Raw genomic sequence first — 26,780 nt, forward strand, 5'->3', positions numbered from 1 at the left:
GATGATGATGCAAAGAGGAACGGACTTCATGAACGACCAGATTCACTCCGACGGCTCGGACCACGAGCACGGAGCACTTGGCGACGCCGAGTACGCGGAGTTCATGGAGCTCGCCGCGCAGGAGGGCTTCGACCTCGAGGACGTCGAGGGCGCCATCGGTGAGGCCGGTCACGGGCCGCTTCCCGTGCTCGCCGTCGTCGGCCGCCCAAACGTGGGCAAGTCGACCCTGGTGAACCGCATCCTCGGCCGCCGCGAGGCCGTCGTCCAGGACAAGCCGGGCGTCACCCGTGACCGCGTGACCTACGAGGCCGAGTGGGCCGGCCGCCGCTTCAAGCTCGTCGACACCGGCGGCTGGGAGCAGGACGTGCTCGGCCTCGACGCCTCCGTCGCCGCCCAGGCCGAGTACGCGATCTCGACCGCTGACGCGGTCGTCTTCGTCGTCGACGCCACCGTCGGCGCGACCGACACCGACGAGGCCGTCGTCAAGCTGCTGCGCCGGGCCAAGAAGCCCGTCGTCCTGTGCGCCAACAAAGTCGACGGACAGAGCGGCGAGGCGGACGCCACCGCGCTCTGGTCGCTCGGTCTCGGCCAGCCCCACCCGGTCTCCTCGCTGCACGGCCGCGGAACCGGCGACATGCTCGACGCCGTACTGGAAGCCCTGCCCGAGGCGCCGGCCCAGACCTTCGGCAACGCGCTCGGCGGCCCCCGCCGCATCGCGCTCATCGGCCGTCCGAACGTCGGCAAGTCCTCGCTGCTGAACAAGGTCGCCAACGAGGACCGCGTCGTCGTCAACGAGCTCGCCGGCACCACCCGCGACCCGGTCGACGAGCTGATCGAGCTCGGCGGCATCACCTGGAAGTTCATCGACACGGCCGGCATCCGCCGCAAGGTCCACCTCCAGGAGGGCGCGGACTACTACGCCTCGCTCCGTACCGCGGCGGCGGTGGAGAAGGCCGAGGTCGCCGTCATCCTGATCGACTCCAGCGAGTCGATCAGCGTCCAGGACCAGCGCATCGTCACCATGGCCGTGGAAGCCGGCCGCGCGATCGTGCTCGCCTTCAACAAGTGGGACACCCTCGACGAGGAGCGCCGCTACTACCTGGAGCGCGAGATCGAGACGGAGCTCGCGCAGGTCGCCTGGGCCCCTCGCGTCAACGTCTCGGCGGTGACCGGCCGCCACATGGAGAAGCTGGTCCCGGCGATCGAGACCGCGATCGAGGGCTGGGAGACCCGTATCCCCACGGGCCGGCTCAACGCCTTCCTCGGTGAGATCGTCGCCTCCCACCCGCACCCCGTGCGCGGCGGCAAGCAGCCCCGCATCCTCTTCGGAACCCAGGCGGGCACCAAGCCCCCGCGCTTCGTGCTCTTCGCCTCGGGCTTCCTGGAGCACGGCTACCGCCGCTTCGTCGAGCGCCGTCTGCGCGAGGAGTTCGGCTTCGAGGGCACTCCGATCCACATCTCCGTACGCGTCCGCGAGAAGCGCGGCCGCAAGAAGTGAGCTGAGGGCCGCCCGGCAGTCCCGGCCGGCGCGTGACGAAGCCCCGGACCCCCGCGTCGAGCGGGCGGTCCGGGGCTTCGTCGTGCCGTCAAGCGTCCGTGGACCCCGGCGGCAGCGCCGCGGGCCGTGCGCGCCCCGCGTGCCGTCCCACGCGCTGCCACGAGCCCGGATTGCCGCCGCCCGCGCCGTGGCTTCCCTGGCCGTTCGCCGCCGTACGGCCGCTCAGCGGTGCACGGCTGCCGAACATCCCGATGCCGAACGTCCGGAAGCCGAGATTCTCCTCGCCGGTGCGATCCCCCGGAAGCGCCCGGAACGATCGCCGGTACTCGGAGTACAGGGCGTCGTAGATCGGGGTGGGGGACTTGCCGCCCGAGGGTTCCTGCGACGGGCGCATGGCCGGGATCGGGGGCTGCTGGTGGCGAGAAGGGTCGTATGAGTGCACGTAGGTGCCAACGACCTCACCGCCCGTCGGATGCGGGCCGGACGGAGAAATCGCTGTTCGGCGGGCAGGGGGCGGCGGTACGGGCACGATCAGGTCCCGGCCAGCGGCATCGTCGCGGCGACCAGCAGACCGTTGACCGCGGCCTTGTCCAGCGCGTCGCGCAGGAGGTCCTCGCGCGGCTGCTGGCCGATCGAACCGGCGGGCGCGGCGAACACGAGTACGCTCCGCGACTTGCTCGCGGCGGTACGCCAGCCTTCGGTGACCTGCAGCGGCTGGTGCGCCTGCCACCAGGCGACCGGGTTGCCGCCGCCGGCGCCCGGCTGCAGCACGGCGTGCAGCTGACCCATGGCGAGGAGGACCGACCAGCCGGGAAGGACACCGGGGAGCTGGTTCAGGTGCGGGGTGGGCATGAAGCCCTGCTCCAGCAGCAGTTGGAGGAACTGGTCGCCGCCACTGCCGTCCGTCCCGGGCCGGGCGATCGGCCCGGTCGGTTCGACGACCAGCGCCGGGCGGAGGTCGTCCTCGATCAGGACGAGACCGCTGGTGATGCCGAGGACGGCCTGCTCGGGCATGAGCCCCTCCGGATTCTGTGGCTCGCTGCCGGTGATGGACCGCACCGCTCCCTGCAATTGGTCCTCCGCGACCTGGACCACCTGCGAGGGGATGCAGGTCGCGTGGGCGAAGGCGAGCACGGCGGTCTCGTCACCGACGAACAGCACCGTGCTGGTGCGTTCCTGGTCGGAGTCGCCGGGGGTCCGGCAGGAGGTGCAGTCGTAACTGCCTGGGGCGCTGTCGCCGACGAGCAGCCTGTCGGCTTCGGCATCGCCGATCTCGGCGCGTACGTCCTCGCTGACGTCGAGCATGCGCGGCACGGAGGGCTCCTCGAACTCGGGGCGTGGGCCGGGCGGTTCCCGGCTCATGAAAGAGACAACGGGCGTACCGGGGCCGGAGTCACGCGTGAATCGGCAGAGAAAGCGGCCGAGTCGGCGAGGCGATCGGCCCGAGGATCGCGGGACGAATCCGGAGCCGGACATTCCGCGAAACGCCCCCGGGGATGACGGCTGTTCGTTCGAAACGTCACGGGCCTGTACGACTCCTGTGCGAACGCTGTGCTTTTACCTGACGCCACGTAAGGTCCGAAGCTGACCAGTCGATCAGGGGAAACGACTACTTCATGCACATTTCATTTCTGCTCCACAACGCGTACGGCATCGGGGGAACGATCCGTACCACCTTCACGCTCGCCAGGACCCTGGCCGAGCAGCACGACGTCGAGATCGTCTCCGTCTTCCGTCACCGGGGCGATCCGGTGCTCGGCGCGCCGGCCGGTGTGCGGATGAGCCATCTCGTCGATCTGCGCAAGTCGAGTCCGGACTACGAGGGGGCCGTCGCCGACCACTCCGTACCCGCCTCGGTGTTCCCCCGGGGCGACAGCAGGTACCGGCAGTACAGCAGGCTCACCGACAGGCGCATCGCGGCCCATCTCGGGGCGCTGGAGTCAGATGTCGTGGTCGGAACGCGCCCGGGCCTCAACATCCACATCAGCAGGCAGGCGCGGCGCGGTCCGGTGCGCGTCGGGCAGGAGCACCTCACCCTGGAGAGCCACAGCTACCGGCTGCGTCGGGAGATAAGGCACCGGTACGGGCTGTTCGACGCGCTCACGACCGTCACCGAGGCCGACGCGCGGGACTACCACAACAGGCTCCGGCTGCCGGGTGTCAGGATCGAGGCCATTGCGAACAGCGTCCCCGAGCCGGAGGGCCCGCCCGCGGACGGTGACGCGAAGTGGATCGTGGCGGCGGGCCGCCTGCACCGGGTCAAGCGCTACGACGTCCTGATCCGGGCCTTCGCCGAGGTGGCGTCCGCACGCCCCGGGTGGCGGCTGCGGATCTACGGCGGGGGCGACGCGTCCGGCAACGAGCGCCAGCCCCTTCGTGCGCTCATCGAGGAGCTAGGGCTCGCCGAGCGCGTGCTCCTGATGGGTTCGGTCGATCCGATGGAGGCGGAGTGGCCCAAGGGATCCATCGCGGCCGTCACCTCAGAGCGCGAGTCCTTCGGGATGACCATCGTCGAGGCGATGCGCTGCGGGGTGCCGGTCGTGGCCACGGACTGCCCCCACGGGCCCGCCGAGATCATCGAGGACGGCACGGACGGCCGGCTGGTGCCGCTCGGGGACACGGCCGGCTTCGCGCGGGCCCTCCTCGCGCTGGTGGACGACGACGGACTCCGGCACCGGATGGGCCGGGCCGCGCGGTCGTCCGCCGCGCGGTTCGATCCCGCGCTCATCGCGGAGCGGCACGAGAAGCTGTTCGCCGAGCTGGTCGGGCGCGGTGCGAGGGGCCGGTCGCAGGGCATGCTGCGCAACGCGGTCCAGCGCTCCAGGGGTGATGTCCTGGACGGGGTGTACGCGCTGCGGCACAAGGCGGCGGGGGCGATCCGCGGAGTCCGGGCCTGAAGGCGCGCGCCAGGCAGGCCCCCGGGCGCCGCACGCCGGAGCGATTCATTCCGGATGGCGTCGGGGGCCGCCCCTTGAGGAGGATGCGCGCGGGTGGAGGGGGGCTGCCCGAGTAAGCCCCGAATAAGGGGGAGCGAATTCTGGGTGACGCGGTCGTGCATTCACCTTTCCGTGGGCGGACGGAAACGGGTATGACGCTGGATTCAGCCGGTGTGCATTTAGCCGGGGCGGGCACGTCGCGGCATTATGCGAACGGTTCGCAATGAGTGTTTCCCGGCGCTCGTAGGCCCGTTCGGATGAACTGGCCCGGCGTAAACGGCCGTGGGGATCCTGTGACACAAGCGTGACCGCCGAGGGACATGGGGGTGCGCCGATGCCGGGCCCTCCCCGCTTCCGTCACGGTGCGACGCGGCCTACGGTGAGAGGTATGGCACCTCTACCCAGCCCTTCCGCCCAGCCCGACGACAACCCCGACTCCTACGTCGGCCTCGCCGCCGAGGCCGCCGACCAGCAGGCCAGAGCGCGCGGCTGGAGCACCGTCCGGGCCCTCCCGCCGGGCACGGTCATCACCATGGAGTTCCGGAGCGGCCGCATCAACTTCGAGGTCCAGGACGCCACGGTGACCCGCTGCTGGGTGGGCTGACCCCGGCACGCAGAAGCCGTGCACGAGTGAGGGCCCCGGCTCGGCCGGGGCCCTCACTCATGCACGTTTCCGAAGGTGTGCGCCGTCCCCGCAGGTCAGGAGGACACGCCTCCGCCGGTGACGGGACGGGCCGGAGTGGTGGCGCCGCGGGGCGCGCGGTCCGCGTGCGGCGGGCGGCGCGAGCCGCCCGGGGTGAGCGGCGTCCGCTCGGAGCGCACGGGGTGCGCCCTCGCCCGCGCCGCCCCCGGATGGCCGGCGGTGCCCGCCGGACCCTTGGCCGCGGTTTCCTGGGCGGCTTCGCCGCCGCTCAGCGACTGCGGCAGCACGACGACCGGCCCGGGCGCCACCGGAGCCGCCGGAGCGGACTCGGGGAGCCTGCGCCGGGCCCGCCACTGCTCGCGCACCGAGAGGATCCACACCTCGGTACGCGTGATCAGCGGCTCGAACCACGGCAGGGCCAGCAGGATCAGCAGGCCGGCCGCCCAGCCCAGCAGCACGTCGCTGAGCCAGTGGGTGCCGATGTAGACCGTGGTGAGCCCCACGCCCAGCGAGACGAACGCCGACACGGCCGACAGATAGCGCCTGGCGCGCGGCGTGGTGGCCAGGTAGGCAAGGATTCCCCAGGTCACGACGGCGTTGGCGGTGTGTCCCGAAGGAAATATATCGCCGCCGGCGAAGAGTTCGGCCGAGCCGATCTCCGTGGCGTAGTGGGGTCCCAGCCGCCCCAGACCGAGCTTGACCGCACCCACGGTCACGTTGAGCAGCAGCAGCGACGTCCCGAGCGTGAGCAGGGGGCGCAGCGTGTGCTGGCGCCAGGAGCGCCAGCCGAGCCAGGAGGCGACCATCACGGCCGTGGGACCGCGCTGTCCGAGCACGACGTAGTAGTCGAGGAAGGCGTGGAGTCCGGGCCACTGCTGATAGGGCCGGAACAGCATGACCTTCCAGTCGAGGGCCACCAGCCAGGACGAGGCGAGCACGGCGACGACGATGGCGAGATAGAACGCCAAAGTCCCGCCGAAGAGAGCGATGCGGTGACGACTCATCCGCGGGATCACTATCTTCGGCGGTTCCGGCTCCCGGTCCAGACGGGCAAAGATGTCGGTACGCACGCAATGGACGTTACAGCGAGTGAGTGTGCGATCCGGCCGATCCCGCGGCTTTGTGATGACGATGTGATGTGGACTTTGTCTCAGCCCGGTATCCATTCCAGGCCTCCCGGGGAATCGCTCCGGACCCTCCCGCAATTCGTGCGCGGCGTTATTCGCAGAGATGTTTGAGTGTCGATTAAATGACGCATGGCCACTTCGCCCCGCATGTGCGAAGGCATTCGGGGCGGGCATCCGGCGGCGGCCTGACGCGCCGCGGCACGGCGGACGGGAGCGCCCGGTGGGCGCCCGGGGAGCCGGAAGTCAAGTGGCGTACGCCACACTCCGCGGCCTGCGAACGTATGACGTACACCACGTGTGACCACGGAGAACTCGCGTACGCTGGCGGCCACTCGCCCGTCGATGCCGGGCCTGGGGGATGCCGGAAGCCGGATCCCCCAGCGGTCTGCCGAGCGCGAGGGACTCATTGTGGGAGGTACGTACATGACTGGGACGTCCACGGCCGTGAGCCGGCTGCGCGCGGCGGCCGACGGCGCCAACCGCTGGGTCGTGCTGGTCGTCCTCTGCTTCAGTCTGCTGCTCGTCGCGCTGGACGCGACTGTGCTGCACGTCGCCGTCCCGGCGGTCACCGAGGACCTCCGGCCGAGCGCCGTCGGCCTGCTGTGGATCGTGGACGCCTACCCGCTCGTCTGCGCCTCGCTGCTGATTCTTTTCGGCACGCTGGGTGACCGGATCGGCAGACGCCGGGTCCTTCTCATCGGATACGCCCTCTTCGGGGCCGCCTCGGCCCTCGCGGCGACCGCCGACTCGCAGGGCATGCTGATCGCGGCGCGCGCCCTGCTCGGCGTCGGCGGCGCGATGATCATGCCGGCCACCCTTTCGATACTCCGCCAGGTCTTTCCCGACCGTCGTGAGCGAGCTCTCGCCATCGGGGTGTGGACCGCGGTGGCCGCGGTCGGCGCCGCGACCGGACCCGTCATCGGCGGATTCCTCGTCGAGCACTACTGGTGGGGTTCGGTCTTCCTGATCAACATCCCGCTCATGGCGCTGATCCTCCCGCTGGGACGCTGGCTGCTGCCCGAGTCACGCGGCGGGGACGACGGCCCCTGGGACGTGCTCGGCGCGCTCATGGCCGCGGCCGGGGTGCTCGGTGTGGTCCTCGGGGTCAAGCGGATCGGCGGCGGCGAGGGGCTGGTGAACACGGCCACCCTCGTCCCCCTGCTCGTCGGCGCCGCCCTGCTCGCCCTCTTCGTGCGCAGACAGAAGCGGCGTACACATCCGCTGATCGACATCACGATGTTCGCCCGGCCCGCCTTCACCACGTCCGTCGGCTGCATCGTGCTGGCCATGCTCGCTCTGGTCGGACTCGAGCTGATCGCCGTGCAGTACCTCCAGCTGGTCCTCGGCCTCAGCCCGCTGGAGACCGGTCTGCGGCTCCTTCCGCTGACGTTCGCGGCGATGGCCGCGGGCGCCACCGGCTCGTACACCCTGCGCCGGGTCGGCCCCCGCCGGATGGTCGGCTGGGGATTCGTGCTCACGGCGGCCTCGGTGCTCCTGCTGACACTCATGGGCGAGCACGACCGGCCCGCGCTGCTCACGGCCGCCTTCGTGCTGCTGGGCTTCGGGCTGCAGTCCACGCTGTTCGGGGCGTACGAATCCATGCTGAGCGAGGTCCCCGCCGAACGGGCGGGCGGCGCGGCCGCGATCGGTGAGACCTCATACCAGCTGGGGGCGGGTATGGGGATCGCCCTGCTCGGCAGCGTCATGAACGCCGCGTACGCCCCCGGCCTCTCCCGGCTCCACGAGGAGGGCGTGCCCGCCTCGGCCGGATCGGCCGCCTCGCACTCGCTCGGTGAGGCCTACCAGGTCGCGGGGCGGCTCGGCGGACCCATGGGCGACCTGCTGCGCGACACCGCGCGCCACGCCTTCGTGCAGGGGCTGCACATCACGCTCCTGGTCAGCGCGGGTCTGCTGCTGCTCGGAGCCCTGGCGGCACTGCGTCTGCCGCGCGTCATGGACTGCTCCACCGCGAAGGCGTCCTGGGAGTCGCAGGCCGCCGTGCCGGAGCAGGCCACCGCGCCGCGCGGGCCGCGCCGTGAGCAGAGGCGCCGCCAGGCGCCGGCCGGGCAGGGGCGCGGGCTGCCGCTCCCCGCGCGGCGCGAACCGGCCGAGGCGACCGGCTCTGGACGGGCCGCACGCTGAGCCGTAACGTCGGCAGGGCGTCGAAATGAGCACTGCTAGTTTCAGTCCGTGGCGCGTTTCCGTACCGTGTGAGCCGCCGGAGGCACCCTCATGTCCACCACCGAGTCCGCGAAGCCGTCGAAGCTCCCGCCGTTCGACCCGCGCGACCCCCTCGGCATCGACGACGTCCTCGACCCGGACGACCTCGCGATCCGCGACACCGTGCGCACCTGGGCCACCGACCGGGTCCTGCCGCACATCGCCGAGTGGTACGAGAACGGCGAACTGCCCGGCATCCGCGAACTGGCCCGGGAGCTGGGTTCGCTCGGCGCGCTGGGCATGTCCCTGAAGGGGTACGGCTGCGCGGGGGCGAGCGCCGTCCAGTACGGCCTGGCCTGTCTGGAGCTGGAGGCCGCGGACAGCGGGATCCGCTCCCTGGTCTCCGTCCAGGGCTCCCTCGCGATGTACGCCATCCACCGCTTCGGCTCCGAGGAGCAGAAGGAGCGGTGGCTGCCGGGCATGGCCGCGGGCGAGATCATCGGCTGTTTCGGCCTCACCGAGCCCGACCACGGCTCGGACCCGGCCGGAATGCGGACGTACGCCAAGCGCGACGGCACCGACTGGGTCCTCACCGGGCGCAAGATGTGGATCACCAACGGATCGGTCGCCGGGGTGGCCGTCGTCTGGGCGCAGACCGACGAGGCGAGCGGTGGTGCGGGCATCCGCGGGTTCGTCGTGCCGACGGACAGCCCCGGCTTCTCCGCGCCCGAGATCAGGCACAAGTGGTCCCTGCGCGCTTCCGTCACCAGTGAGCTGGTACTCGACGGGGTGCGGCTGCCCGCCGACGCGGTCCTGCCGGGGGCGACCGGACTGCGCGGACCGCTCGGCTGTCTCAACCACGCCCGCTACGGCATCGTGTGGGGAGCCATGGGGGCGGCGCGCGCAAGCTTCGAGGCGGCGCTGGACTACGCGAAGTCCCGCGAGCAGTTCGGCAAGCCGATCGGCGGATTCCAGCTCACCCAGGCCAAGCTCGCGGACATGGCCCTGGAACTCCACAAGGGCATCCTGCTCGCCCACCACCTGGGCCGCCGGATGGACGCGGGCGGGCTCCGCCCGGAGCAGGTCAGTTTCGGAAAGCTCAACAACGTGCGGGAGGCGATCGAGATCTGCCGCACCTCGCGGACGATCCTCGGCGCCAACGGGATCTCGCTGGAGTACCCGGTGATGCGTCACGCGACGAACCTGGAGTCGGTGCTCACCTACGAGGGAACCGTGGAGATGCACCAGCTCGTACTGGGCAAGGCGCTCACCGGCCTGGACGCTTTCCGGTAGGACTCCCCGGCGAGCGCCCTGCTCAGCTCTGGTTGAAGAAGCCGTCGGCCGGCCGGCCGACGGCTTCGCCGTTCACCACCTGGGTGTGGGCGGGGGTCAGCAGGAAGACCCGGGTCGCCACGCGCTCGATCGAGCCGCGGAGTCCGAAGGTCAGTCCCGCGGCGAAGTCCACGACGCGTTTCGCGTCGGTGGGGTCCATGGCCGTCAGGTTGACGATCACCGGTACGCCGTCCCGGAAGAGCTCACCGATGCCCCGCGCGTCCCGGAAGCTGTCCGGCGTGACCGTGGCGATCCGGCGGCCCGTGTCCTCGGCCTTGTCCGACGCGACCTGGACGCGGGGGTCGGTCACCCAGGGCTGGTTCGTGCCGGTATCGCCATCCTCGGAGTACTCGTCGTCGTAGTACCGCTCGTCGTTGTCCTCCACGAGGCCCAGCCAGGCACTTGCCTTGCGCACCGATCCCATGGACGCCTCCTCTCACCGCGGTTCTCTGGTGTTCCGCATCTCTTTCCTATCCCTATGGTCGTCCATGATGCGGATACACCGCCAAGGGGATAGTCGGCGCGCAGGCGATTCGTGACGCTACTGGTGCAGATCATGTGGCGATTCGTCAGGGTTCATACCGGATAAGTGGGGTTGCGGAAGGAAAATATGATGCTCCGTCCGTACGGGTGACATGGAGGGCGTACGGGTGAACGGATCACTCGATACGATGCACGCCGCGCGGACGCACGAGCGCGGCGCGTCAGGTGAACGACTCCCGGGGGATCGTCGTGTTCGGAGTCGTGAGGCCCTGCACCCACCGGCTCTCCGAAGGGCTCAGGACGGACTGGATGGCGCACCTCTGCGGGCTGTGCCTCGCCCTGCGCGCCGACCACGGACAGTTCGCCCGGGTCGTGACGAACTACGACGGCCTGATCGTCTCGGTCCTGACGGAGGCTCAGTCCGTGCGGGACGGCGGACAGCGGCGGACCGCGGGCCCCTGCCCCCTGCGCTCGATGCGGACGGCCCCGGTGGCCAGGGGAGAAGGGGCCAGGCTCGCCGCCGCCGTGTCACTGGTGCTGGCGTCCGCGAAGGTACGCGACCATGTGGCCGACCGGGACGGGCTGTTGAAGCGACGCCCGGTGGCGGCCGCCGCACGCCGGGTCGCCGCGGGCTGGGACAGGGCGGGCGCGCGCACCGGCGCCGAGCTCGGCTTCGACACCGCCGTACTGGTCGACGCGGTCGACCGGCAGACCGGGATCGAGTCCCTCGCAGGGCCGGGCACCCCGCTGCTCACGGTCACCGAACCCACAGAGACGGCCACCGCCGCGGCCTTCGCGCACACCGCCGTGCTCGCGGGCAAGCCGGGGAACGCCGCGCCGCTCGCCGAGGCCGGGCGCCTCTTCGGGCGCCTCGCCCACCTGCTGGACGCCGTGGAGGACCGCGAAACAGACGCCGCGTCAGGAGCCTGGAACCCGCTCACCGCGACCGGTACGCCGCTCGCCGAGGCCCGCCGGCTGTGCGACGACGCGCTTCACGGCGTGCGCCTCGCGATGAGGGACGCGGAATTCACCGACGGCACGCTGGCCCACGTGCTGCTGGTGCACGAACTGCGGCGCTCGGTGGACCGGGCCTTCGGCTCCGCCTCGTGCACCCACCAGGAGAGCGGGCGGCCGGCCGGGTCGTTCGGCCCGCCGCCCGGGAACCCGTACGCCCCGACCCCCGGTGGTCCTCCCGGCCCGCCCCTCCCGCCCGAGCCGCCCCGCAACCGGCGCGGCCTCATCGCCGGCTGCCTGGTCTGGGCCGGACTCGCCTGCACCTGCCAGATGTGCTGCGCCGGCAGCTTCCACGACCCGTGGAGCGGCCGGGAGCGTGAGGGGCTCTGCCGCAAGGCCGACTGCTGCGACTGTTGCGAGGGCTGCGGCGAGGGCTGCGACTGCTGCGGGAACTGCTGCAGCTGCGGCGAGGGCTGTGACTGCGGGTGCGACTGCTGAGGAGCCGTCAGGCCGTACCGGCCGTCTCGCTCCTTCAGGAACGCGGAGCCTGCCGCTCCGAATACACCGGTCCCACTGCGAGGTCGCACCTCGGCCTGGCCGAGCCGGTATGGAAAGGTTGACCGCATGAGCACGGACGCACAGCAGGACAGCGAGGACTTCCACGCGTGGCAGCGCTGGCACGAAGGCCGCATCGTCGCGGTGGCCGCGCCGCACGGCCCGCTCGCCCTCACCGGTACCCACTGGCTCGCCGACCATCCGGAGGGCCGCATTCCGGCAGTTCCCGGACAGTGGCTCGAGGACGGCGACGCGGTGGTGCTCACCGCCGGTCCCGAGGACAGGCTGACCGTCGACGGAAAGCCGTTCACCGGTGACGTCCGCCTGGACGCCGACCGTGGGCCCATCGAAACGTCGAGGGTGGCCCAGGGGGAGCGCCGGCTGGTCGTGCTGCGCCGCGAAGGCCTCTGGGCGGTCCGGGACTTCGACCCCCTCTCGCCGGCCAGGCACGCCTTCCGGACCATCGATGCCACCCCGTACGACCCGCGTTGGTCACTGAACGGCACGTTCCGGCCGTACGGCACCGAGAAGAACATCAGGGTCGAGAACGCCGACGGGCGCGAGCGGGGGCTGGGGCTCTCGGGCGAGATCGCCTTCACCGTGGACGGAACCGAGCACACCCTCCAGGTGGCGGTCGAACCTGACGGCTCCCTCTGGGCCGTCTTCGCCGACACCACCAGCGGCACGAGCAGTTACCGCTTCCGCTTCCTGCGGCCCGCCGCGCCGGGCGAGGACGGCAGGGTGCGGGTCGACTTCAACCGCGCGCTGCTGCCACCGTGCGCCTTCGCGGACCACTTCATCTGCCCCCTCCCGCCGCCCGGCAACACGCTCACCGTGGCCGTGCCGGCGGGGGAGCGGAACCGTATCGACGGCTGATCCGTCGCAGCGGTGCCGCTCCCGGTCCGGTCACTTCCGTCCCCTCCCTCCCGGCGGGCTTCTCGGCCTCGGTAGCCCCGGCACCTGGGTCTCCCCGCCATGTCCGGGCTCCAAGTCTCTGTATTCAGCAGCTGTTCGATGACCGCCCAGCCGCGGCGGTACCGGCACTCCCTGCCGGGGTGAACCGGTGGTGTTCGGGGCGTCCGGGAGCACCGGGCGGTGTTCGGCTTCAGGAACGCCCTCCGCGGCATCCGCACTCCAGGCGCGATTACAGGACAGGACTAGTCCTCACCCGTTGCCGGTCTCCGATCGCACCGGGTGTTCGCGATCGGAACCGACGTGGTGCGAAGCCCTGGTTGTGGACGAGTCGGGGGCGAACGGTCGTCGTCATGTGCGCGTCCGGAAGTCGACCTTGTGTGCTATCGGCGGCATCGGAATAGTGGGCGCCCCATCCTCCGTGTTCCGGGCACCCCACTTGTCCGTACACGGCCCCACAGGAGGTCAAGTTGAAGCACCGACGCATATCCAGGAAGCGCGCGGCGATGGCCGGATCGGCCGTCCTCGCCCTGGTCGCAGCAGGAGTGACGTTCCAGACTGCGAACGCCAGTGACGACGTACCCACGTTCACCGCGAAGACCCTCAACGCCCACTCGGCCGGAACTCTCGCCGCCTCCCTGGACAAGGCGCTGCGCGGTGACACGGCGGGCGCGTACTACGACGCCGAGACCAGGAACCTCGTCGTCAACGTCGTCGACGAGGCTGCCGCCGAGCACGTCCGCCAAGCGGGCGGCAGGGCCAGACTCGTGGAGAACACGCCGGCCGAGCTGACGGACGCCCGGCAGACCCTCTCGGCCAAGGCGACCATCCCGGGCACCTCCTGGGCCGTCGACCCGGTCAGCAACAAGGTGGTCGTCACCGCCGACCGCACGGTCGACGGAGCGGACTGGGACAAGCTCAGCACGGTCGTCGAGGGTCTCGGTGCCAAGGCCGAGCTCACGAAGTCGGCGGGGGAGTTCAAGCCGCTCATCGCCGGAGGCGACGCGATCTGGGGCAACGGCGGGCGCTGCTCACTGGGCTTCAACGTGGTCAAGGGCGGCGAGCCGTACTTCCTGACGGCCGGGCACTGCACCGAGTCGATCACCAGCTGGTCGGACTCCCAGGGCGGCGGGGAGATCGGCGCCAACGAGGGGTCCAGTTTCCCGGACAACGACTACGGCCTCGTCAAGTACACGTCGGACACGGCGCACCCGAGCGAGGTGGACCTCTACAACGGCTCCACCCAGCCGATCACCAAGGCGGGCGACGCGACCGTCGGCATGACGGTGACCCGCAGCGGCTCCACGACCCAGGTCCACGACGGTGAGGTCACCGCCCTGGACGCCACGGTCAACTACGGCAACGGCGACATCGTCAACGGTCTCATCCAGACGACCGTCTGCGCCGAGCCGGGTGACAGCGGCGGCTCGCTGTTCGCGGGCGACACGGCGATCGGCCTGACGTCGGGCGGCAGCGGCGACTGCTCCGCCGGCGGCGAGACGTTCTTCCAGCCGGTCCCCGAGGCGCTGGCGGCGTTCGGCGCCGAGATCGGCTGACACCGGTCCGGCAGGACCGGCGATTCGGACGTCCGGAGGCGCTGGGGAGGCTCGGACCGCACCGCGTCAACGTCCGGGTGTCAGCCCGCCGGCCGCGAGCTGGCCGCCGATCTCGCCTGCGAGCTGCTGGCCCAGGGCATCCGCACGTGTCAGCAACCGAGTGAAGGATGTGAGGTGCCGGAAGGCCTCCGCGTACGCGGCCTGCTCCTCCAGCGGTAGTTGGAGCACCTGCAGGCGTCTGATGTCGACGCGGGACGAGCTGGAGGCATGCGTGCCGGCCTGGCGACCGTTGGACGGAGCGCGCAGACACCCGGCCAGGAAGTGGGTGTTCAGCTTCTCCGGGTCCGCCCGCAGCGCATGGAGCTGGGGCCCCAGGGCGATCGGCGGCCCATCGTGGACCCAGGCCCGGAAGGCGCGGATGACCCCGGCGACGACGACGTCACCCTCCTCGGCCACGGTCGGGGCGGACTCCGGAGCGATCTCGGCGCTCGGGGTTCCGTCCACCAGCAGGTCGGCGACGGTGAGGAGCGGCAGCCCCGAGTCTCCGGGGCGTGGTCCCGCGGTGTCTGCGGGCTGTTGCCCGGCCCGCAGGGTGAGCGCGCCCGCTTTCATGAGGTCGCCGACCGTCGCGGTGGTGCGGGATTCGCCGGCCGAGACTCCCAATGTGGACAAGCTCTTCACCAGGCCGTTCAGCTGGACGAGGGAGCCGGCCAGCTCGTTCCAGGACGCGGTGAGTTCGACGTCCGACGGGTCGCTGCCCGCAGAGGTGTAGCGGCCCGGGGTGACGTCCACCTCGTCGTCCAGCAGGTCGAGGAGAGGAATCCTCACGGCACCGTCCGGCAGGTCGCCCCCCGGCTTGTCGAGCTGGGACACGGCGGACAGCACGAAGTCGGTCAGCGCGTTCCAGTCGGGGCCCTGCTCACGCGCACCGGCCTTCGCGAGTCTGGTCGCGTCGACCAGGAGGGCATCCTGGGCACCCGAGGCTGTGACGGCTGTGGCATCGGGGGCGGCCCGCAGCAGCCACAGCTGGAGCGAGACGCTGTGCGGCTGAGCGCAGCCCGGCGGCAGCGCGACGACCGCCCGCAGTGTTCCCGTGCGCAGCAGTGAACCCCGGATACGGCGGCCCGCCTTGCGTGACGCGACGGCCGGAGGAAGGATCACCACGGCCGTGCCGCCCGGCCGGAGGTGGGTCAGAAGGTGTTGGACCCAGGCCAGCTCCGGTTCGGTGCGAGGCGGTAGCCCGTGGATCCAGCGTTGGTCCGTGGCGAGTTCCTCATAACCCCAGTCACGCTCGTTGAACGGCGGGTTGCACAGTGCGATGTCGGCCCGCAGCCCTACGAACGGGTCGGCGCGCAGGGCGTCTGCCGTGGCGATCTCCGAACGTACGTCGGTCCGGTCTTCTGTCGCGAAGCCGATGCGGGCCGTGGCGAGGGCGGCGAGTGCCGGATCCCGTTCGCACCCCTTCAGGGCCAAGTCCGGACCGGTGTACTCCTGGGCGGCCGCCACCGGGAGGTGTCCTGTGCCGCACGCGGGATCGAAGACCGTGAGACCGCCGGCGCCCTCGCCGAGCCGGGCGCCGAGCGCGATCCGGGCCATGAGCGAAGCCAGTGGAGCGGGTGTGGTGCTGAGCTGGCGGACGTGGGTGTCCAGCCACCGCTGCAAGAGGAATTCGAAGGTGTCGCGGGGTCCTTCACTCCGCCCCAGCCGAGCGGCCTCGCCGGCAAGGTCCCGTGCTTCCTCGGAGAGGCCCGGGTGCTGGGACCGGGCACGCGGGGAGCGCATCCGGCGGGCGGCCTCTGCCACGGCGAGCCCGGATTCGTCCCGGCTGCCCAGCGCTTCGAACCGGGGCCAGAGGAATTCGCGGCCGGCGACGTCGTGAAGTTTTCCGTTGCCGCGCAGCCATTGCTCGACCTCGGACAGTGAGAACTGGGGGCTGACGTCCGTGCCGCCGATACGGGACGGGAACGAGTCGTGGCGTCGGCGCCAGTTACTGACGGCCGCCCGCCCCACTCCCGCGATCCTGGCGATCTCGGCGAGACTGACCGGTACGGCGTTGGCTGTGCGCATTCGAGGGTCTCCGGGTCCTTGGCGGGCCGGGCGGGTCGGCGTTGCAGCGGCCTCAGTCATGGCAGGCTACTACGATCGTTGACTTTGTTCACAGGTCGGCCCTGCGATGTCGGCGTGCAGGAAGTGTGGAGGCTTGGGAACATGGGTGTACGACGCCTCGCACACGGACGACACCAGGCAATGGGCACCCAGCCCGACACTTACCGCCGCGACCTCATGCTGGCCCGCAGCGTGGGCCTCACCGCCACCTACAACCTCGTCCACAACCCCGACTGCCAGGACGGAGACATCGCCGAACTCCGCCGCATACACCAGGAGATCGACCGCGCCACCGTCGAGGCCTACGGTTGGTTCGACCTCCTGGACGACTCAGGGCAGACCCCGCACGCGGACCCGACCCACGAGACCTTCCCGCTCGACCATGGCTTCCACGAGACGGACCAGGGCATCCGCTACACCATCGGCCTGCTCGCCCGGACCGAGATCATCGACCGGCTGCGCCAGCTGAACCACCAGGCGTACGCCTACGAGGTCCACCTCGGTCTGCACAAGAAGCCGGTCAAGCACCCGGACATGCCGAAGCCCTCAGCCGACGCCATCCGCAAACGCAAGGAGCAGTTGGCTGCACGCGGTGGCTCGGATTTGGGTGAGGGGGCTGAGGGCGCCCTGTTCTAGGCCTTCCGCATGACGACGGGCTCGTCCGTATCACTCCACGTGATGCGGACGAGCCCATCGTTTCCGTTCAGGAGCCTCGTCGGCGTTATCCCCGCGCGAGCGACACGAACGCGGCCCACTCGCCCCGGCCGACCCGCAGTACCGGTCCGCCGCCCGCGACCTTCGAGTCACGTACGCACACAGCACCGTGACCGGCAGCCACCTCCACGCAGTCGCCGCCGTCAGATCCGCTGTAGCTGCTCTTGAACCAGCGCAGCTCGTCCGTGCTCTGGGTTACCTGCTTCACGCTCATGTCTCTCCCACCAGCCGTTCGATGAGCCGTGCAGACTCCTCGACGTTCAGCGCCTGCGATCGCAGCTTGCCATATCGCAACCCGAAGGAACTGACCTCAGCCGGATCGCTCACAGTGCACCCGGCGCCCTGCGACTCGAAGTATCCGAGGTGTTGGTGCTCCTTCGTCTGCACAGTGCGAAGGGACCGTTCTTACCCGGGTGGAAGCCCTGCCCCGCAGGCATTACCTGCACTTCCACATTGCGCAACCTGCCCACCGCCAGCAGACGTTCCCACTGGCCTTGCATGACCTCCGTCCCACCCACCGGGTCACGCAACGCCTCCTCCCCGACAATGAACGACAGCTCCGCCAACGGGTCCCGCGTCAGCAGCCGCTGACGCCCCAGCCGGGCCTCCGCGTGCTGGTCGACGATCTCCTCGCTGAACGGCGGGCAGTGGCCGGCGAACACCGCTCGCGCGTACGCCTCCGTCTGCAACAGCCCCGGTACCAGCAGCGGGTCGTACGAGAACCGGCTCAGCACCTCCGCCTCGATGAGCGCGAAGTTACGGAAGAAGCGGGGGAGCTTCGCCCGGTCCACCTCGCCCTGAAGGGCCTCCAGCACCCCACCCGCGCCCAACACCCGCTCCGCCGCCACCGTGAACGTCGTCCTCGCCGCTCGTCGCCCCTGCTTGACCGACGCGACCTGTTCCAGCGAGTACCCGATGGCTTCACCCAAGGCCTGCTGGTTCAACCCGGCCCGTTTGCGCAGGTGCTGGAGCAGCGTCCCGTAAGCCACCCACACCCCCGGCAGCTCGCTGTCCTCCTTCGTCTTCATCCTCGTCGCGCGCCCGTTGCCCGTCTCCCGCACTGCCCTCACGCTCTTCCGGCCACCGCACTACGGCTGGGCATGGTTCAACCGCAGAGGCTATTGCCGCGTCCCCGAACCCGTACAGCGCCCGTACAGGCCGGTGCGCTGTCAGTCGCACCAAGGGATGGGCCGGCAAAAGGTGTTCGGCGTCACCCCTGGCTTTGTCCATGAGAACGGGCTCTGGTACAACTTCTGTGATCTCACCCTGCGAGGCGTTACAGCACGCTACGGCTCGGATCTATCCGGCCTTACTGCCTGCAGGGTCTTGCGGACACCGAAGACCGCCGCCACAATCGCCGCCACCGTGAAGAAGACGACCAGGAACGGGCTCCGGCATCTCAAAGCCAGCACCACCATGGAGACGAAGACAGTCCAGTCAACCCAGGTCCGCTTCAGCAACGCCACCAACCCGTTCATGATCCCCTCCTGCCGGGAGTAGATCATGCGGCAGAAGCCTGCAGAAGACTGCGTGCGTCACTCAATGTGTGCACTCCACAGAAGTTGTGCCAGAGCCTGAGAAGGTTCTGGTCCAACTTCTGTGGTGTGACTACTCCCTGTGAACGTGGGCCTTGCTGGTAGGTCCCGCGAGATGTGACCGAGCACCGTGCCTGGAACTTCGATACACAAACGGGGCCCAGGCCGGGCGCTCAAGGCCAGGAGGCCCAGGGGTCGTCCGAGGGTTCGGACTCTTGGGGGTGGAGCATGCAGCGAATACAGCGCCGGAGTCCCGGCTCACCGGATCCGGCGGCGGCGTTCATCCACGGCAGGGCGTCCATGGCATGCGCGCGTTCGTCTGTGGCGAAAGTGTTGATGGTCTGGTGGAGGTCCTCGGGGGCGGGTTCGTCCGTGAGGCAGAGCCAGCCGATCGCGGCAGCCAGGCGGACTTCGGGGGCCTCTGTCCAATCTTGCCACCGCTCCCGGAGCCACCAGACGGTCGGCGGATCTGCGTGGGCCCGGGTGATCTCCGCGGCGGCGAGGAGCAGGGCGGCACGGACTACGGCGTCATGCTCCATGGCGAACCTGATGGCAAGGTCGGTTCGGACCGTGTGGTCGGGGTCGGCGGCGGTGGCGAGAGCGTAGGCGGCGTCGATGCGGATGGCGGGGTCGGAGTCGTTGAGAAGGGGCAGGAGCACGGGTGCTCCGGCGGTGATCGCGGCTCGGGCGGCGGCCACCGACCATCCTGCCGGGTAGCCGGTCACCTCGACGCCGTAGTCGTCGTAGTCGTCGGGGGCGTGACGCCGAGGATCGATGCGGTGGAGCAGGAGTTCATCGCGGGAGGCGACACCGAAGTACTGTGCGCGGGCCGGGCTGGAGAGTACGCCGAGGGCGGCGGCACGGTGTGGGTGGCGGGAATCGGTGGCGATGGGGATCAGGAACGGTACGGTGAGGGCGACGGCGGCCCGGCTGTCGTTGGCACACAGGCCCCCCAGCACGCCCGTCGCGTGGCTTGCTGGGTCCTCGCCGGTGTGCAGCAGGTGAACGGCCTTCCGGGCATCGTTCCCGTGAGGGAAATTCCCCCACGGAACGGCGTCGAGAAGCAACCCGCTGTGGGCCCCGGACTGGATGCCGGCCACCACCGCCCGCACATCGAACGCGCCTCCCGCGAACGAGGCCAGATCCGCTCCGTTCACCAGCGCCCGGCACATCTCGAACGCCGGATCGGTCTGCCAATCCCTCACACCACACCCCCGCCATCGAATCCCCAGAGATTCGATCATGCCTTGCCCGCCTGCCCGTCCGTCCCCGCCGGCGGAAGCCTCTGGTGCTCGGGAACGTGATCTTCGCAGGCCTTTTCCTACCAGGCTTCATTCATGCCTGACGCCGGGTTACCATGCTGCCGTCCAGTGGGCCGTCACGCACTGCAACCGTCAGGTCGCCGAGAAGACCTCAGTGTCATTGATCCATTGTCAGAGTGTCCACACCAGCGGGGCCGCCTCACCTCGTCGAGGAATACCCCGACGCCTTGCCCGTCCTCCACGGAGCGGGCCGTCTGCCCGTCCAGCCCGGCCGAACGAGCACCCCTGTTGCCCCGCACCCGACCCCACGCGACCAGCAAAAACGCGGGATCGGCAACGAGATTGAACAGGTCATCAAACCGGCGACCACGGTCGTCGGTCGCCCAACAGTGCAGCTTGGTCTGCATCTCCAGTACCCGGCGTTCGGCCTTGAGCAGCGCGAACTCCAGCGCGTCGGTATTCACCAGCGGCCTCCCGGCATTGCAGCATCCTCCCCGCCGACTTGCTGGCCCCCTTCGTCATGCACGGAGCTTTCCTCCGCTCGGACTACTACGGGGCCTCCGCCCCACCTGCGGACCTCAGCCGGCAACGGGCCTGCCCTCCATCGCCGGACCGGCTGTCCGGAGGAGAAGTGCGACCACAGGTGGTTCCCACGTTCACCATGTGCCGATCGGCCAGGTCGGCGTCCCGCTACTACCCCGGCAGCTTCACCACGCCTACGCCGCAGGCTTTCAGCGTGCCCTTCCCACCGGCAGTTGGAGACCGGCTTCGAAGGGACCACCCGCCGAAACGTGTGGTCACGCACTGCTTCCCGGGCCCATATCCGCCAGATTTGAGCCCGATGACAAGACTTACGGGGCTTTACACGGGTTCCTCTTCGTACGCCTTCTGGCCTTGCTTGCCGAACCCGGCGCGTCTGGCAGTACCGCACCGTCTCGGCGTTGTCAGGGCTGCTTCCCATCCTCCCCGGCGTTCCCCGGATCAGACTGCCCTCAGCTTCTACCCGGCCGCTGCGACGGCCCGGCGGTGGAGGTCTCGCACCCCCACCCGGTCACATGGCGCCTCGTGGCGCACCCACCCGTTCTTCTTCTCAAGCGGCGCGAGCAACCCGTTCAGGTAGTCCGACGCCCGCTCGCGGGGCTCCGACCTGCCGAAACGGTGGGCGAACCGGGCATGGAACCCGGCTATCCCCTCGGACCACGACTCGACCTGCTCAACCGTCAACGATTCATCGCACAGTCGGAACAACGAGCCAATCCAGCACCTGTCACAGCAGATGCGGTTGCAGTACTAGGAGGCGGAGACACTCAGCGACTTCAGGTTCCGGCCGGCCACCGCGCCCTGCCCACGACGTCCGGTTCGGCGGCCGCCAGTTCCTCACGGGCCGGCCCCAGCGCGCGGTGCAGGGTGTCGATGCCCACGACCTCGGCACGAAGGAACTCCTGGGCCAGGACGAGCACCAGTGCCGCGATGCCGGTACCGACGTCGAGAATCCGGCTGCCGGCGGCGCCGAGCCTGTCGGCAAGGCCGGGCAGAGCGGGGACCACCCTGGTGGCCAGCGCCCGGCCGGTCATCGCGGACGCCCGGCCCTGACCCAGCAGTACCGCGTCGTCCTGGTCCGCCCGGCCGCTGCCCGAGGCGCCGGCCAGAACCTGCACGGCGGCGGCGACCGCCTGGCGCAGCGATCTCAGACGTGCCTACACGGCACGTCGGGCCGTCGCTCTCCTCGGCGTACACCAGAGACGGGTGTGGCGTGAGTACGGCTTCCTCCCTGCGAACCAGCCCACCGCCTCCTCTCGGTAGAACACCAGCATGCCAGGTCCACACCCGCTCGCCATCGCGCACATGTTTCTCGGGTACGCCCCTGACACCCGGCCCGGGCCACCGGGGTCAGAGGCCGGCGTCGGCGGTGATCAGGCGGGCGAGTTCTCCGGGGGCGGAGTAGAAGGGGGAGTGACCGGTCGGCAGTGTGTACGAGCGTTCGGAGCGGGTCGCCATGACCTTCTGGAACTCGGGGTCTATCGCCCGGTCCTGCTCGCAGACGACGTAGCTGGACGGCACGGTCTTCCAGGCGGCGGTCGTGAGGGGCTCGCTGAAGGACTTGACCGTCTGGAGGACCAGCCGGTCTGCGGCTCGGCTCGCGATCTCGTCCGTGACGTCCGCGTAGAGGTGGGTGCGCGGGTCCTCGTGGGCGGGAAGGGTGCCCGTTTCGCCGCTGGGGAGTTCGCCTCCGGCGATGCCGGCCAGTGAGTCCCCCACGTCCAGCTGGAAGGCCGCGAGGTAGACGAGGCGGTTGACGTCGGCGCCGGCGGCGGCCTCCGTGACGGGCAGGCCCGCGTACGAGTGCGCCAGGACGGTGACGGGGCCCTCGGCCGCGTCCAGCCTGCGTCGGACTGCCCGTGCGTCGTCGTACATGCCCGCCGTGTTGCTGGGATCGGCCGAGGCGCTCGGCAGGTCCACGGTCTCCACCCGCCAGCCGAGCGCGGTGAGTTCGGGGACCAGCAGTTCCCAGCACCAGGCGCCGTGCCAGGCACCGTGGACGAGCAGGATGTCAGGCGTGTCGGAGGACGGAGCAGTCATGGATCGGCCTTCGCGTGGGAGAGGGTGAAAGAGGGGGAGGTGACGGCGTGCTTCGCCGCGGCCCCGGGGGGCTCGCTCCTGGCCGCTTGGCGGCAGGTGCCGGTCTCCGGCGGCGGCACACTCACCGCAAGCGTAGGAGGGGGCGCCCGTGTGTGCCATGCTCCGACGTCCGGGGTTGTTGAGCGGGCGTCCGGACCCGGTCGCACACGTGTGACGAGCACCCTCATCCCCGCCCCCACGGCGACGGCGCTCGGCCGGCCGTCGGGTCCTCTCCCTCTCCCTCACTCCCCACTTCGGGTCAGTGGGCCCGGACCGTGGATCGGGCGAGGGTCCACAGGCGTTCGGCGGCCTCGGGGTCGAGGGCGTGGGCGGCGACCCCGCCCTCCCCCGCCTGTATCGGCCGGGCCTCCTCGTTGTCCTCGAAGTATCGGCCCGTCACCCCCGTGACCAGGGGGGACGCCGCCAGCAGGACCGAGGTGGCGGCACCTTGCGCGGGTGTCTTGAAATACGCGGGTGTGGTCACCCCGTCCTCATCGTGGACCACACCGAAGGAGCGCAGGGTGTCCCGGTCGAGGTGACGCTGAAGGTCGGTGAGGATGTAGCCGGGGGCGAGCGCGTTGGCGGTGATGCCGTCGTCGGCCCAGCGGTGTGCGGCGCCCACGGCCAGGAGCACGTCGGCGGTCTTGGACTGCCCGTAGGCCGTCCACGGATCGTAGGGGCGACGGGCGAAGTGGGGGTCGTGGAAGTCGAAGGGCACCGTCCGGTGTGCCCCGGAGCTGACGACAACCAGACGCGCGGTGCCCGCGGCGCGCAGGGCCGGGCGCAGCGCCTCGGCCAGGGCGTAGTGACCGAGGAAGTTGACGGCGAGCTGCATCTCCCAGCCGTCCACGCTGAGTGTGCGGGTGGGCAGCGCCATGACGCCTGCGTTGGCGACGAGAACGTCGAGCGGTCCTTTCCAGTCCCGTGCGAACGCGTCGACCGAGTGCAGGTCGGCCAGGTCGAGGGCGGCGATCCGGACACGTCCCGCTCCGGGCAGGGCGTCCATCTCACGCGCCAGCGGCTCCGCGGTGTCCGGGCGGCGGGTCGCCACGGTGACCTCGGCCCCGGCCGAGGCCAGCGAGCGTACGGTTTCGGCACCGAGGCCGCTGGCCCCGCCGGTGACGATGACGCGCCTGCCGTGGAGGTCGGTTCCGGCGATCACCTCGGCTGTGGTGGCGTGGGAGGAGAAGGGCGTGGTCAGGCGGGCATGCGGGGTCACGTGGTGTCTCCGGTCGGGGGGAGGAGGGTGTTCGGGTCCTACCGTACGCTCGTGGTGCTGGACCTTCTATCATTGTCCGTCGCTATTACTTGCTCGCGCGTCCGACCACGGACGGGGTGAGCGACCGGTCGGGAGAGGAGCACATGTGGACCCCCTCGAGGATGTCCTGGCCCTGTTGGACACCCGGAGCCACCTGTCGACGAGTCTGGTGGCGGGAGGTGACTGGTGTGTCCGGTTCTCTCCACCCTCAGGTGTGAAGTTCAACTCCGTACGGCGTGGTAGGTGTCTCCTCGACGTGGAGGGGGAACCGGAGCCACTCGTGCTGGCGGAGGGCGACTGCTTTCTCCTGACCCGACGGCGCGGCTTCACGCTCCGCAGCGGCCCCGGGGTGGAACCGGTGGACGCGGGCCCCGTCTTCGCGGCGGCCGAAGACGGAGTCGCGCGCGCGGGCGAGGGCGAGGACGTCCTCCTCGTCGGGGGACGGTTCTCGTTCGGATCGCGGGCGCAGGAGCTGCTGCTCGACAATCTGCCGCCGGTCATCCACGTCCCCACGGGGACCGGGCAGGCGGAGACCGTACGGTGGGCACTCGACGCGATCGACCGGGAGCTGCGGCAGCGCGGCATGGGCGCCACGCTGGTGGCCCGGCACCTCGCGGTCGTGATGCTCGTCCACGTTCTGCGGCTCTACCTGTCAGGGCGGCCGTCCACCGCGTCGGGCTGGCTCGGGGGGCTTGGCGATCCGGCGGTCGCGGCGGCGCTGGCGTCCATGCACGAGGACCCGGCGCGCCCGTGGACCGTGGCCGAGCTGGCGCAGCGCGCCTCGGTGTCACGCTCGACCCTGGCCGCGCGTTTCAAGACGGCCGTCGGCCGGGGGCCGTTGGACTATCTCACGGCGTGGCGCATCGAGCTCGCCGCGAAACGGCTCCTCCAGGGCGGCGAACCCGTCGCGGCCATCGCCCACGCGGTCGGGTACGGCTCCGAGAGCGCCTTGAGTACGGCCTTCAAACGGGTCACCGGTGTGTCTCCGCGGGACTACCGCAGACACGGGCACCGCTGACCATGGCCCACGGTGCATCGAGGCCGTCGGCATCCCGCCGCAGCGGTGGGGCGTACGGGGTGTGCCGACGGCCGGACTTCGCGAGGTGCGGGTTTCGGGCGTAGCAGCCGTTGACGGTCGCGGCGAGGCCGACCATGGCGTCCCTGATGTCGTTCGGGGTGGCCGTCGAGCCGTTCTGGATGGAGGAGAAGACCCTCCACTCCCCGTCGTCGGTCTGCGTCAGACCGCTCAACGCGACGGCTCCGGTGAGAGTGCCGGTCTTCGCGCGGACCTTGCCGACGGCGCACTCGGAGTTCGGGTCGTCGAAGCGCCCCCACTCCGGGCCCAGCGTGGCGCCGGCCTCACCGGCGACCGGCAGACCCTCGAGAACGGAGCCGCGGGTGTGCGTGTTGCGGGGCTCGGTCAACAGCTCCCAGTGCCATCTCGGGCGACATGTCCTCAGTCACAAGCACCGGAGGCGGCGAACATGCCTCGCAGATCGGCGTCGAACAACCTGTCCTTGGCGACGAAGCACTCGATGCCCGCGCTCTCCAGTTCCTCCTGCGACCACAACGATCCGTCGGTCGAGGTCAGCACGATCCGCGGTGGGTGGTCCAACTCGGCCAGCCGGCGGGCCACGGTCAGTCCGTCCAGGTCGGGCAAGTGCAGATCGAGTAACAGCCGGTGGGGGCGGTGTGCCCGCACCGCGTCCAGAGCCGAGGCACCGTCCCCGGACTCTGCCACGACCCGCAGCCCCCGTGCCGTCAGCAGCATCGTGGCGATGCGGCGGAATCCGGGGTCGTCGTCGACGACGATGTTGATGTACATGGCCTTGGCGTCGTCTGGTGGCGATCGACGGGACGTGTCTGGACGTGGCAGACACGACAGCCAACGCGGAGTTCTTCGGTCGGCCCGCTTCCAGTAGGGGGAGCGGTCCGCGTTTCCGCAGGCCCGCCTGGTGGCATTGGCGGCCGGAGCCCCGGCCGCCAGCACGGTCAGTCCTTCGTGGAGGTAGCGGTATGCGGTGGAGGTGGACACCCCGTTGTCACAGGCGAGTTGGGCCAGTCGAGTGCCGTCGAGGAACCAGCGCAGCACGAGTACGGCCTGCTTGAAGCAGCCCAGCGCCCGCCGCCCCTTGCGGGTCCTGGCCGCGATCCGGTGGTCGCGCAGGAGGCCGGCCAGATGCTCGGCGGTGGACCGCTTCACATCGAGCACGGCGGTGTATGTGACACTGGTCGGCACGTAAGGCCCCTCGGCCGGATCTTTCTGTCGCAAGATCGTTCCTACCAGGGGCCGCACGCCTGACCGGACTTGGGGATACAGCGGACCGCGCGACGCGCCTCGTGCTCACGGACGGTGGCCGACGGTTACTGGGAACAGCTCATTGGATATCCGGGGAGCATGTTTGTTTCACGACCAGACGAGTCGCCCTTCCACGACCTCACAGACCGGATGGCTCTTATCGGCGATCTTCGTCAGCTTCTCCGCCACGGAGTCGAAGTAGTGAGCCAGCGATTCGTACTCGCCCGTGGTCGTGATCTCACCCACGAACCACCTGCCGATACGCCCGTCCCGCACGTCGATGAACAATCCCATCCAGCCGTCGTGATCCGACAGGAACGGGATCCACTCATTACGCCAGAACGGATTGTCCGGCTGGTCCGGAGGGTCGAATCCGCCGGACCTGGAGCGGTTCGCATATAGATTCCCCATCGCCCGGATTCCCAGAAAGAAGCTTCCCTCATCCGGGAACCCGGCGAATCCGCAACATGCCACACCGTCGTCCACATCTTCCTCAGGAAGATCCAGATTGTTCTGCAGCAGCCACGCCCGCAGGTCCTGAGGGAGGGGGATACCCATCCGCTCCTCGGTGGCCACGAGCATCTGTTCCGTAGCGGGACCAGGCAGATCCGCGTGATCGGCCGGGGCGTGTTGTCGAAGAAGATGCATCACGCGGGACCAGTTCTCCACCACACTCATTACCTACTGCTCTCCCTGCATGAATGCCCCAACGACCCCGTCGCTGCGGGGGGTTATCGGGTCTTCGAATTTAGTGGGGGTGTGCTTCCCGTCGGCTCCGCCGGGTGGTTGCACAACGTGATCGGAGCCGCTGGTTGGCGCGGTTACGGAAGC

24 protein-coding genes and 4 pseudogenes are annotated in these 26,780 nt (G+C 70.1%); 11 read left to right on the forward strand and 17 right to left on the reverse strand.

Going from position 1 to position 26,780, the window contains the following annotated elements; all coding sequences use genetic code 11:
• Positions 1 to 28: 28 nt before the first annotated feature.
• On the forward strand, positions 29 to 1,498 hold the full coding sequence (der, locus tag ACFU5K_RS15355) for a ribosome biogenesis GTPase Der (protein ID WP_384061101.1): 1,470 nt from the start codon (positions 29 to 31) through the stop codon (positions 1,496 to 1,498).
• 88 nt (positions 1,499 to 1,586) lie between these two features.
• Here der and ACFU5K_RS15360 read toward each other — a convergent pair whose 3' ends face one another.
• Complete coding sequence (locus ACFU5K_RS15360; protein WP_384061103.1) at positions 1,587 to 1,892, reverse strand: hypothetical protein; 306 nt, start codon at positions 1,890 to 1,892, stop codon at positions 1,587 to 1,589.
• 137 nt (positions 1,893 to 2,029) lie between these two features.
• Positions 2,030 to 2,812 carry a hypothetical protein gene (locus tag ACFU5K_RS15365; RefSeq protein ID WP_384061169.1) on the reverse strand — a complete coding sequence of 261 codons (783 nt, stop codon included), beginning with the start codon at positions 2,810 to 2,812 and terminating at the stop codon, positions 2,030 to 2,032.
• A gap of 302 nt (positions 2,813 to 3,114) precedes the next feature.
• On the opposite strand from ACFU5K_RS15365, the gene ACFU5K_RS15370 reads away from it, so the two are divergent.
• Both ACFU5K_RS15370 and ACFU5K_RS15375 read left to right on the forward strand, forming a co-directional pair.
• Positions 3,115 to 4,395 carry a glycosyltransferase family 4 protein gene (locus tag ACFU5K_RS15370; RefSeq protein WP_384061106.1) on the forward strand — a complete coding sequence of 427 codons (1,281 nt, stop codon included), beginning with the start codon at positions 3,115 to 3,117 and terminating at the stop codon, positions 4,393 to 4,395.
• Between the two features lie 427 nt (positions 4,396 to 4,822).
• Positions 4,823 to 5,038 carry an I78 family peptidase inhibitor gene (locus ACFU5K_RS15375; RefSeq protein ID WP_384061109.1) on the forward strand — a complete coding sequence of 72 codons (216 nt, stop codon included), beginning with the start codon at positions 4,823 to 4,825 and terminating at the stop codon, positions 5,036 to 5,038.
• Positions 5,039 to 5,133: 95 nt separating this feature from the next.
• On the opposite strand, the gene ACFU5K_RS15380 is transcribed toward ACFU5K_RS15375, so the two are convergent.
• Positions 5,134 to 6,147, reverse strand: coding sequence for a phosphatase PAP2 family protein (locus tag ACFU5K_RS15380; protein WP_384061112.1), 1,014 nt, complete (start codon positions 6,145 to 6,147; stop codon positions 5,134 to 5,136).
• A gap of 480 nt (positions 6,148 to 6,627) precedes the next feature.
• Here ACFU5K_RS15380 and ACFU5K_RS15385 point away from each other — a divergent pair, with 480 nt between their 5' ends.
• Both ACFU5K_RS15385 and ACFU5K_RS15390 read left to right on the forward strand, forming a co-directional pair.
• Positions 6,628 to 8,346 (forward strand): MFS transporter, encoded by a 1,719-nt coding sequence (locus ACFU5K_RS15385; RefSeq protein WP_384061115.1) that lies wholly within the window; start codon positions 6,628 to 6,630, stop codon positions 8,344 to 8,346.
• A gap of 90 nt (positions 8,347 to 8,436) precedes the next feature.
• Positions 8,437 to 9,657 carry an acyl-CoA dehydrogenase family protein gene (locus ACFU5K_RS15390; RefSeq protein WP_384061119.1) on the forward strand — a complete coding sequence of 407 codons (1,221 nt, stop codon included), beginning with the start codon at positions 8,437 to 8,439 and terminating at the stop codon, positions 9,655 to 9,657.
• A gap of 22 nt (positions 9,658 to 9,679) precedes the next feature.
• On the opposite strand, the gene ACFU5K_RS15395 is transcribed toward ACFU5K_RS15390, so the two are convergent.
• Entirely contained in the window at positions 9,680 to 10,120 is a 441-nt protein-coding gene (locus ACFU5K_RS15395) for a cell division protein SepF (RefSeq protein WP_327120104.1), read from the reverse strand.
• A gap of 308 nt (positions 10,121 to 10,428) precedes the next feature.
• Here ACFU5K_RS15395 and ACFU5K_RS15400 point away from each other — a divergent pair, with 308 nt between their 5' ends.
• The 3 genes from ACFU5K_RS15400 (at position 10,429) to ACFU5K_RS15410 (ending at position 14,156) form a co-directional block, all read left to right on the forward strand.
• Entirely contained in the window at positions 10,429 to 11,631 is a 1,203-nt protein-coding gene (locus ACFU5K_RS15400) for a DUF5685 family protein (protein WP_384061172.1), read from the forward strand.
• A gap of 126 nt (positions 11,632 to 11,757) precedes the next feature.
• A complete protein-coding gene (locus ACFU5K_RS15405; protein ID WP_384061122.1) occupies positions 11,758 to 12,564 on the forward strand; it encodes a DUF1684 domain-containing protein in 807 nt (268 codons plus the stop codon).
• Between the two features lie 506 nt (positions 12,565 to 13,070).
• Positions 13,071 to 14,156 carry a S1 family peptidase gene (locus ACFU5K_RS15410; protein WP_384061125.1) on the forward strand — a complete coding sequence of 362 codons (1,086 nt, stop codon included), beginning with the start codon at positions 13,071 to 13,073 and terminating at the stop codon, positions 14,154 to 14,156.
• Positions 14,157 to 14,222: 66 nt separating this feature from the next.
• Here the strand turns inward: ACFU5K_RS15410 and ACFU5K_RS15415 are convergent, their stop codons facing one another.
• On the reverse strand, positions 14,223 to 16,223 hold the full coding sequence (locus ACFU5K_RS15415) for an N-6 DNA methylase (protein ID WP_384061127.1): 2,001 nt from the start codon (positions 16,221 to 16,223) through the stop codon (positions 14,223 to 14,225).
• Positions 16,224 to 16,403: 180 nt separating this feature from the next.
• Between ACFU5K_RS15415 and ACFU5K_RS15420 the strand changes: the two genes are divergently transcribed.
• Positions 16,404 to 16,898, forward strand: a complete 495-nt coding sequence (locus ACFU5K_RS15420) for a hypothetical protein (protein ID WP_384061129.1) — start codon at positions 16,404 to 16,406, stop codon at positions 16,896 to 16,898.
• A gap of 85 nt (positions 16,899 to 16,983) precedes the next feature.
• On the opposite strand, the gene ACFU5K_RS15425 is transcribed toward ACFU5K_RS15420, so the two are convergent.
• The 8 genes and pseudogenes from ACFU5K_RS15425 to ACFU5K_RS15460 form a co-directional block, all read right to left on the reverse strand.
• Positions 16,984 to 17,190 (reverse strand): DUF397 domain-containing protein, encoded by a 207-nt coding sequence (locus ACFU5K_RS15425; RefSeq protein WP_384061132.1) that lies wholly within the window; start codon positions 17,188 to 17,190, stop codon positions 16,984 to 16,986.
• Positions 17,187 to 18,004 (reverse strand): annotated as a pseudogene (locus ACFU5K_RS15430) (helix-turn-helix domain-containing protein). The gene ACFU5K_RS15425 and the pseudogene ACFU5K_RS15430 overlap by 4 nt, the downstream one beginning before the upstream one ends.
• A 258-nt stretch (positions 18,005 to 18,262) precedes the next feature.
• Positions 18,263 to 18,454 carry a hypothetical protein gene (locus ACFU5K_RS15435; protein ID WP_384061134.1) on the reverse strand — a complete coding sequence of 64 codons (192 nt, stop codon included), beginning with the start codon at positions 18,452 to 18,454 and terminating at the stop codon, positions 18,263 to 18,265.
• Between the two features lie 230 nt (positions 18,455 to 18,684).
• Positions 18,685 to 19,716 (reverse strand): hypothetical protein, encoded by a 1,032-nt coding sequence (locus tag ACFU5K_RS15440; RefSeq protein WP_384061137.1) that lies wholly within the window; start codon positions 19,714 to 19,716, stop codon positions 18,685 to 18,687.
• Positions 19,717 to 19,889: 173 nt separating this feature from the next.
• A complete protein-coding gene (locus tag ACFU5K_RS15445) occupies positions 19,890 to 20,237 on the reverse strand; it encodes a hypothetical protein (protein ID WP_384061140.1) in 348 nt (115 codons plus the stop codon).
• Between the two features lie 852 nt (positions 20,238 to 21,089).
• Positions 21,090 to 21,431, reverse strand: coding sequence for a hypothetical protein (locus tag ACFU5K_RS15450; protein ID WP_384061143.1), 342 nt, complete (start codon positions 21,429 to 21,431; stop codon positions 21,090 to 21,092).
• A 232-nt stretch (positions 21,432 to 21,663) separates the two neighbouring features.
• A complete protein-coding gene (locus ACFU5K_RS15455) occupies positions 21,664 to 22,353 on the reverse strand; it encodes an alpha/beta hydrolase (protein ID WP_384061146.1) in 690 nt (229 codons plus the stop codon).
• A gap of 298 nt (positions 22,354 to 22,651) precedes the next feature.
• Positions 22,652 to 23,611 (reverse strand): SDR family NAD(P)-dependent oxidoreductase, encoded by a 960-nt coding sequence (locus ACFU5K_RS15460; protein WP_384061149.1) that lies wholly within the window; start codon positions 23,609 to 23,611, stop codon positions 22,652 to 22,654.
• A gap of 145 nt (positions 23,612 to 23,756) precedes the next feature.
• Here ACFU5K_RS15460 and ACFU5K_RS15465 point away from each other — a divergent pair, with 145 nt between their 5' ends.
• Positions 23,757 to 24,668 (forward strand): cupin domain-containing protein, encoded by a 912-nt coding sequence (locus ACFU5K_RS15465; RefSeq protein WP_384061152.1) that lies wholly within the window; start codon positions 23,757 to 23,759, stop codon positions 24,666 to 24,668.
• Between the two features lie 97 nt (positions 24,669 to 24,765).
• Here the strand turns inward: ACFU5K_RS15465 and ACFU5K_RS15470 are convergent.
• Positions 24,766 to 25,071, reverse strand: a pseudogene (locus tag ACFU5K_RS15470) (D-alanyl-D-alanine carboxypeptidase); the annotation flags it as partial.
• 35 nt (positions 25,072 to 25,106) lie between these two features.
• A complete protein-coding gene (locus tag ACFU5K_RS15475) occupies positions 25,107 to 25,475 on the reverse strand; it encodes a response regulator (RefSeq protein ID WP_384061155.1) in 369 nt (122 codons plus the stop codon).
• On the opposite strand from ACFU5K_RS15475, the pseudogene ACFU5K_RS15480 reads away from it, so the two are divergent.
• A pseudogene (locus ACFU5K_RS15480) lies at positions 25,472 to 25,617 on the forward strand (IS4 family transposase); the annotation flags it as partial. The gene ACFU5K_RS15475 and the pseudogene ACFU5K_RS15480 sit on opposite strands and share 4 nt — an antisense overlap.
• On the opposite strand, the pseudogene ACFU5K_RS15485 reads toward ACFU5K_RS15480, so the two are convergent.
• Together ACFU5K_RS15485 and ACFU5K_RS15490 are read right to left on the reverse strand one after the other, a co-directional pair.
• A pseudogene (locus ACFU5K_RS15485) lies at positions 25,584 to 25,862 on the reverse strand (IS5/IS1182 family transposase); the annotation flags it as partial. The pseudogenes ACFU5K_RS15480 and ACFU5K_RS15485 sit on opposite strands and share 34 nt — an antisense overlap.
• 195 nt (positions 25,863 to 26,057) lie before the next feature.
• Entirely contained in the window at positions 26,058 to 26,627 is a 570-nt protein-coding gene (locus ACFU5K_RS15490) for an SMI1/KNR4 family protein (protein ID WP_384061158.1), read from the reverse strand.
• Between the last annotated feature and the right edge of the window lie 153 nt (positions 26,628 to 26,780).

Source organism: Streptomyces sp. NPDC057428 (genome assembly GCF_042803195.1).
Classification (GTDB): domain Bacteria; phylum Actinomycetota; class Actinomycetes; order Streptomycetales; family Streptomycetaceae; genus Streptomyces.

What these genes read in the sequence shown, in the direction of transcription:
- ACFU5K_RS15425 (WP_384061132.1), bottom strand. Translation starts at nt 17,190, where the DNA reads ATGAGCGTGAAGCAGGTAACCCAGAGCACGGACGAGCTGCGCTGGTTC.
- ACFU5K_RS15375 (WP_384061109.1), top strand. Translation starts at nt 4,823, where the DNA reads ATGGCACCTCTACCCAGCCCTTCCGCCCAGCCCGACGACAACCCCGAC.
- ACFU5K_RS15415 (WP_384061127.1), bottom strand. Translation starts at nt 16,223, where the DNA reads ATGCGCACAGCCAACGCCGTACCGGTCAGTCTCGCCGAGATCGCCAGG.
- ACFU5K_RS15385 (WP_384061115.1), top strand. Translation starts at nt 6,628, where the DNA reads ATGACTGGGACGTCCACGGCCGTGAGCCGGCTGCGCGCGGCGGCCGAC.
- ACFU5K_RS15370 (WP_384061106.1), top strand. Translation starts at nt 3,115, where the DNA reads ATGCACATTTCATTTCTGCTCCACAACGCGTACGGCATCGGGGGAACG.
- der (WP_384061101.1), top strand. Translation starts at nt 29, where the DNA reads ATGAACGACCAGATTCACTCCGACGGCTCGGACCACGAGCACGGAGCA.
- ACFU5K_RS15435 (WP_384061134.1), bottom strand. Translation starts at nt 18,454, where the DNA reads ATGAACGGGTTGGTGGCGTTGCTGAAGCGGACCTGGGTTGACTGGACT.
- ACFU5K_RS15395 (WP_327120104.1), bottom strand. Translation starts at nt 10,120, where the DNA reads ATGGGATCGGTGCGCAAGGCAAGTGCCTGGCTGGGCCTCGTGGAGGAC.
- ACFU5K_RS15390 (WP_384061119.1), top strand. Translation starts at nt 8,437, where the DNA reads ATGTCCACCACCGAGTCCGCGAAGCCGTCGAAGCTCCCGCCGTTCGAC.
- ACFU5K_RS15490 (WP_384061158.1), bottom strand. Translation starts at nt 26,627, where the DNA reads ATGAGTGTGGTGGAGAACTGGTCCCGCGTGATGCATCTTCTTCGACAA.
- ACFU5K_RS15420 (WP_384061129.1), top strand. Translation starts at nt 16,404, where the DNA reads ATGGGCACCCAGCCCGACACTTACCGCCGCGACCTCATGCTGGCCCGC.
- ACFU5K_RS15360 (WP_384061103.1), bottom strand. Translation starts at nt 1,892, where the DNA reads ATGCGCCCGTCGCAGGAACCCTCGGGCGGCAAGTCCCCCACCCCGATC.
- ACFU5K_RS15405 (WP_384061122.1), top strand. Translation starts at nt 11,758, where the DNA reads ATGAGCACGGACGCACAGCAGGACAGCGAGGACTTCCACGCGTGGCAG.
- ACFU5K_RS15455 (WP_384061146.1), bottom strand. Translation starts at nt 22,353, where the DNA reads ATGACTGCTCCGTCCTCCGACACGCCTGACATCCTGCTCGTCCACGGT.
- ACFU5K_RS15475 (WP_384061155.1), bottom strand. Translation starts at nt 25,475, where the DNA reads ATGTACATCAACATCGTCGTCGACGACGACCCCGGATTCCGCCGCATC.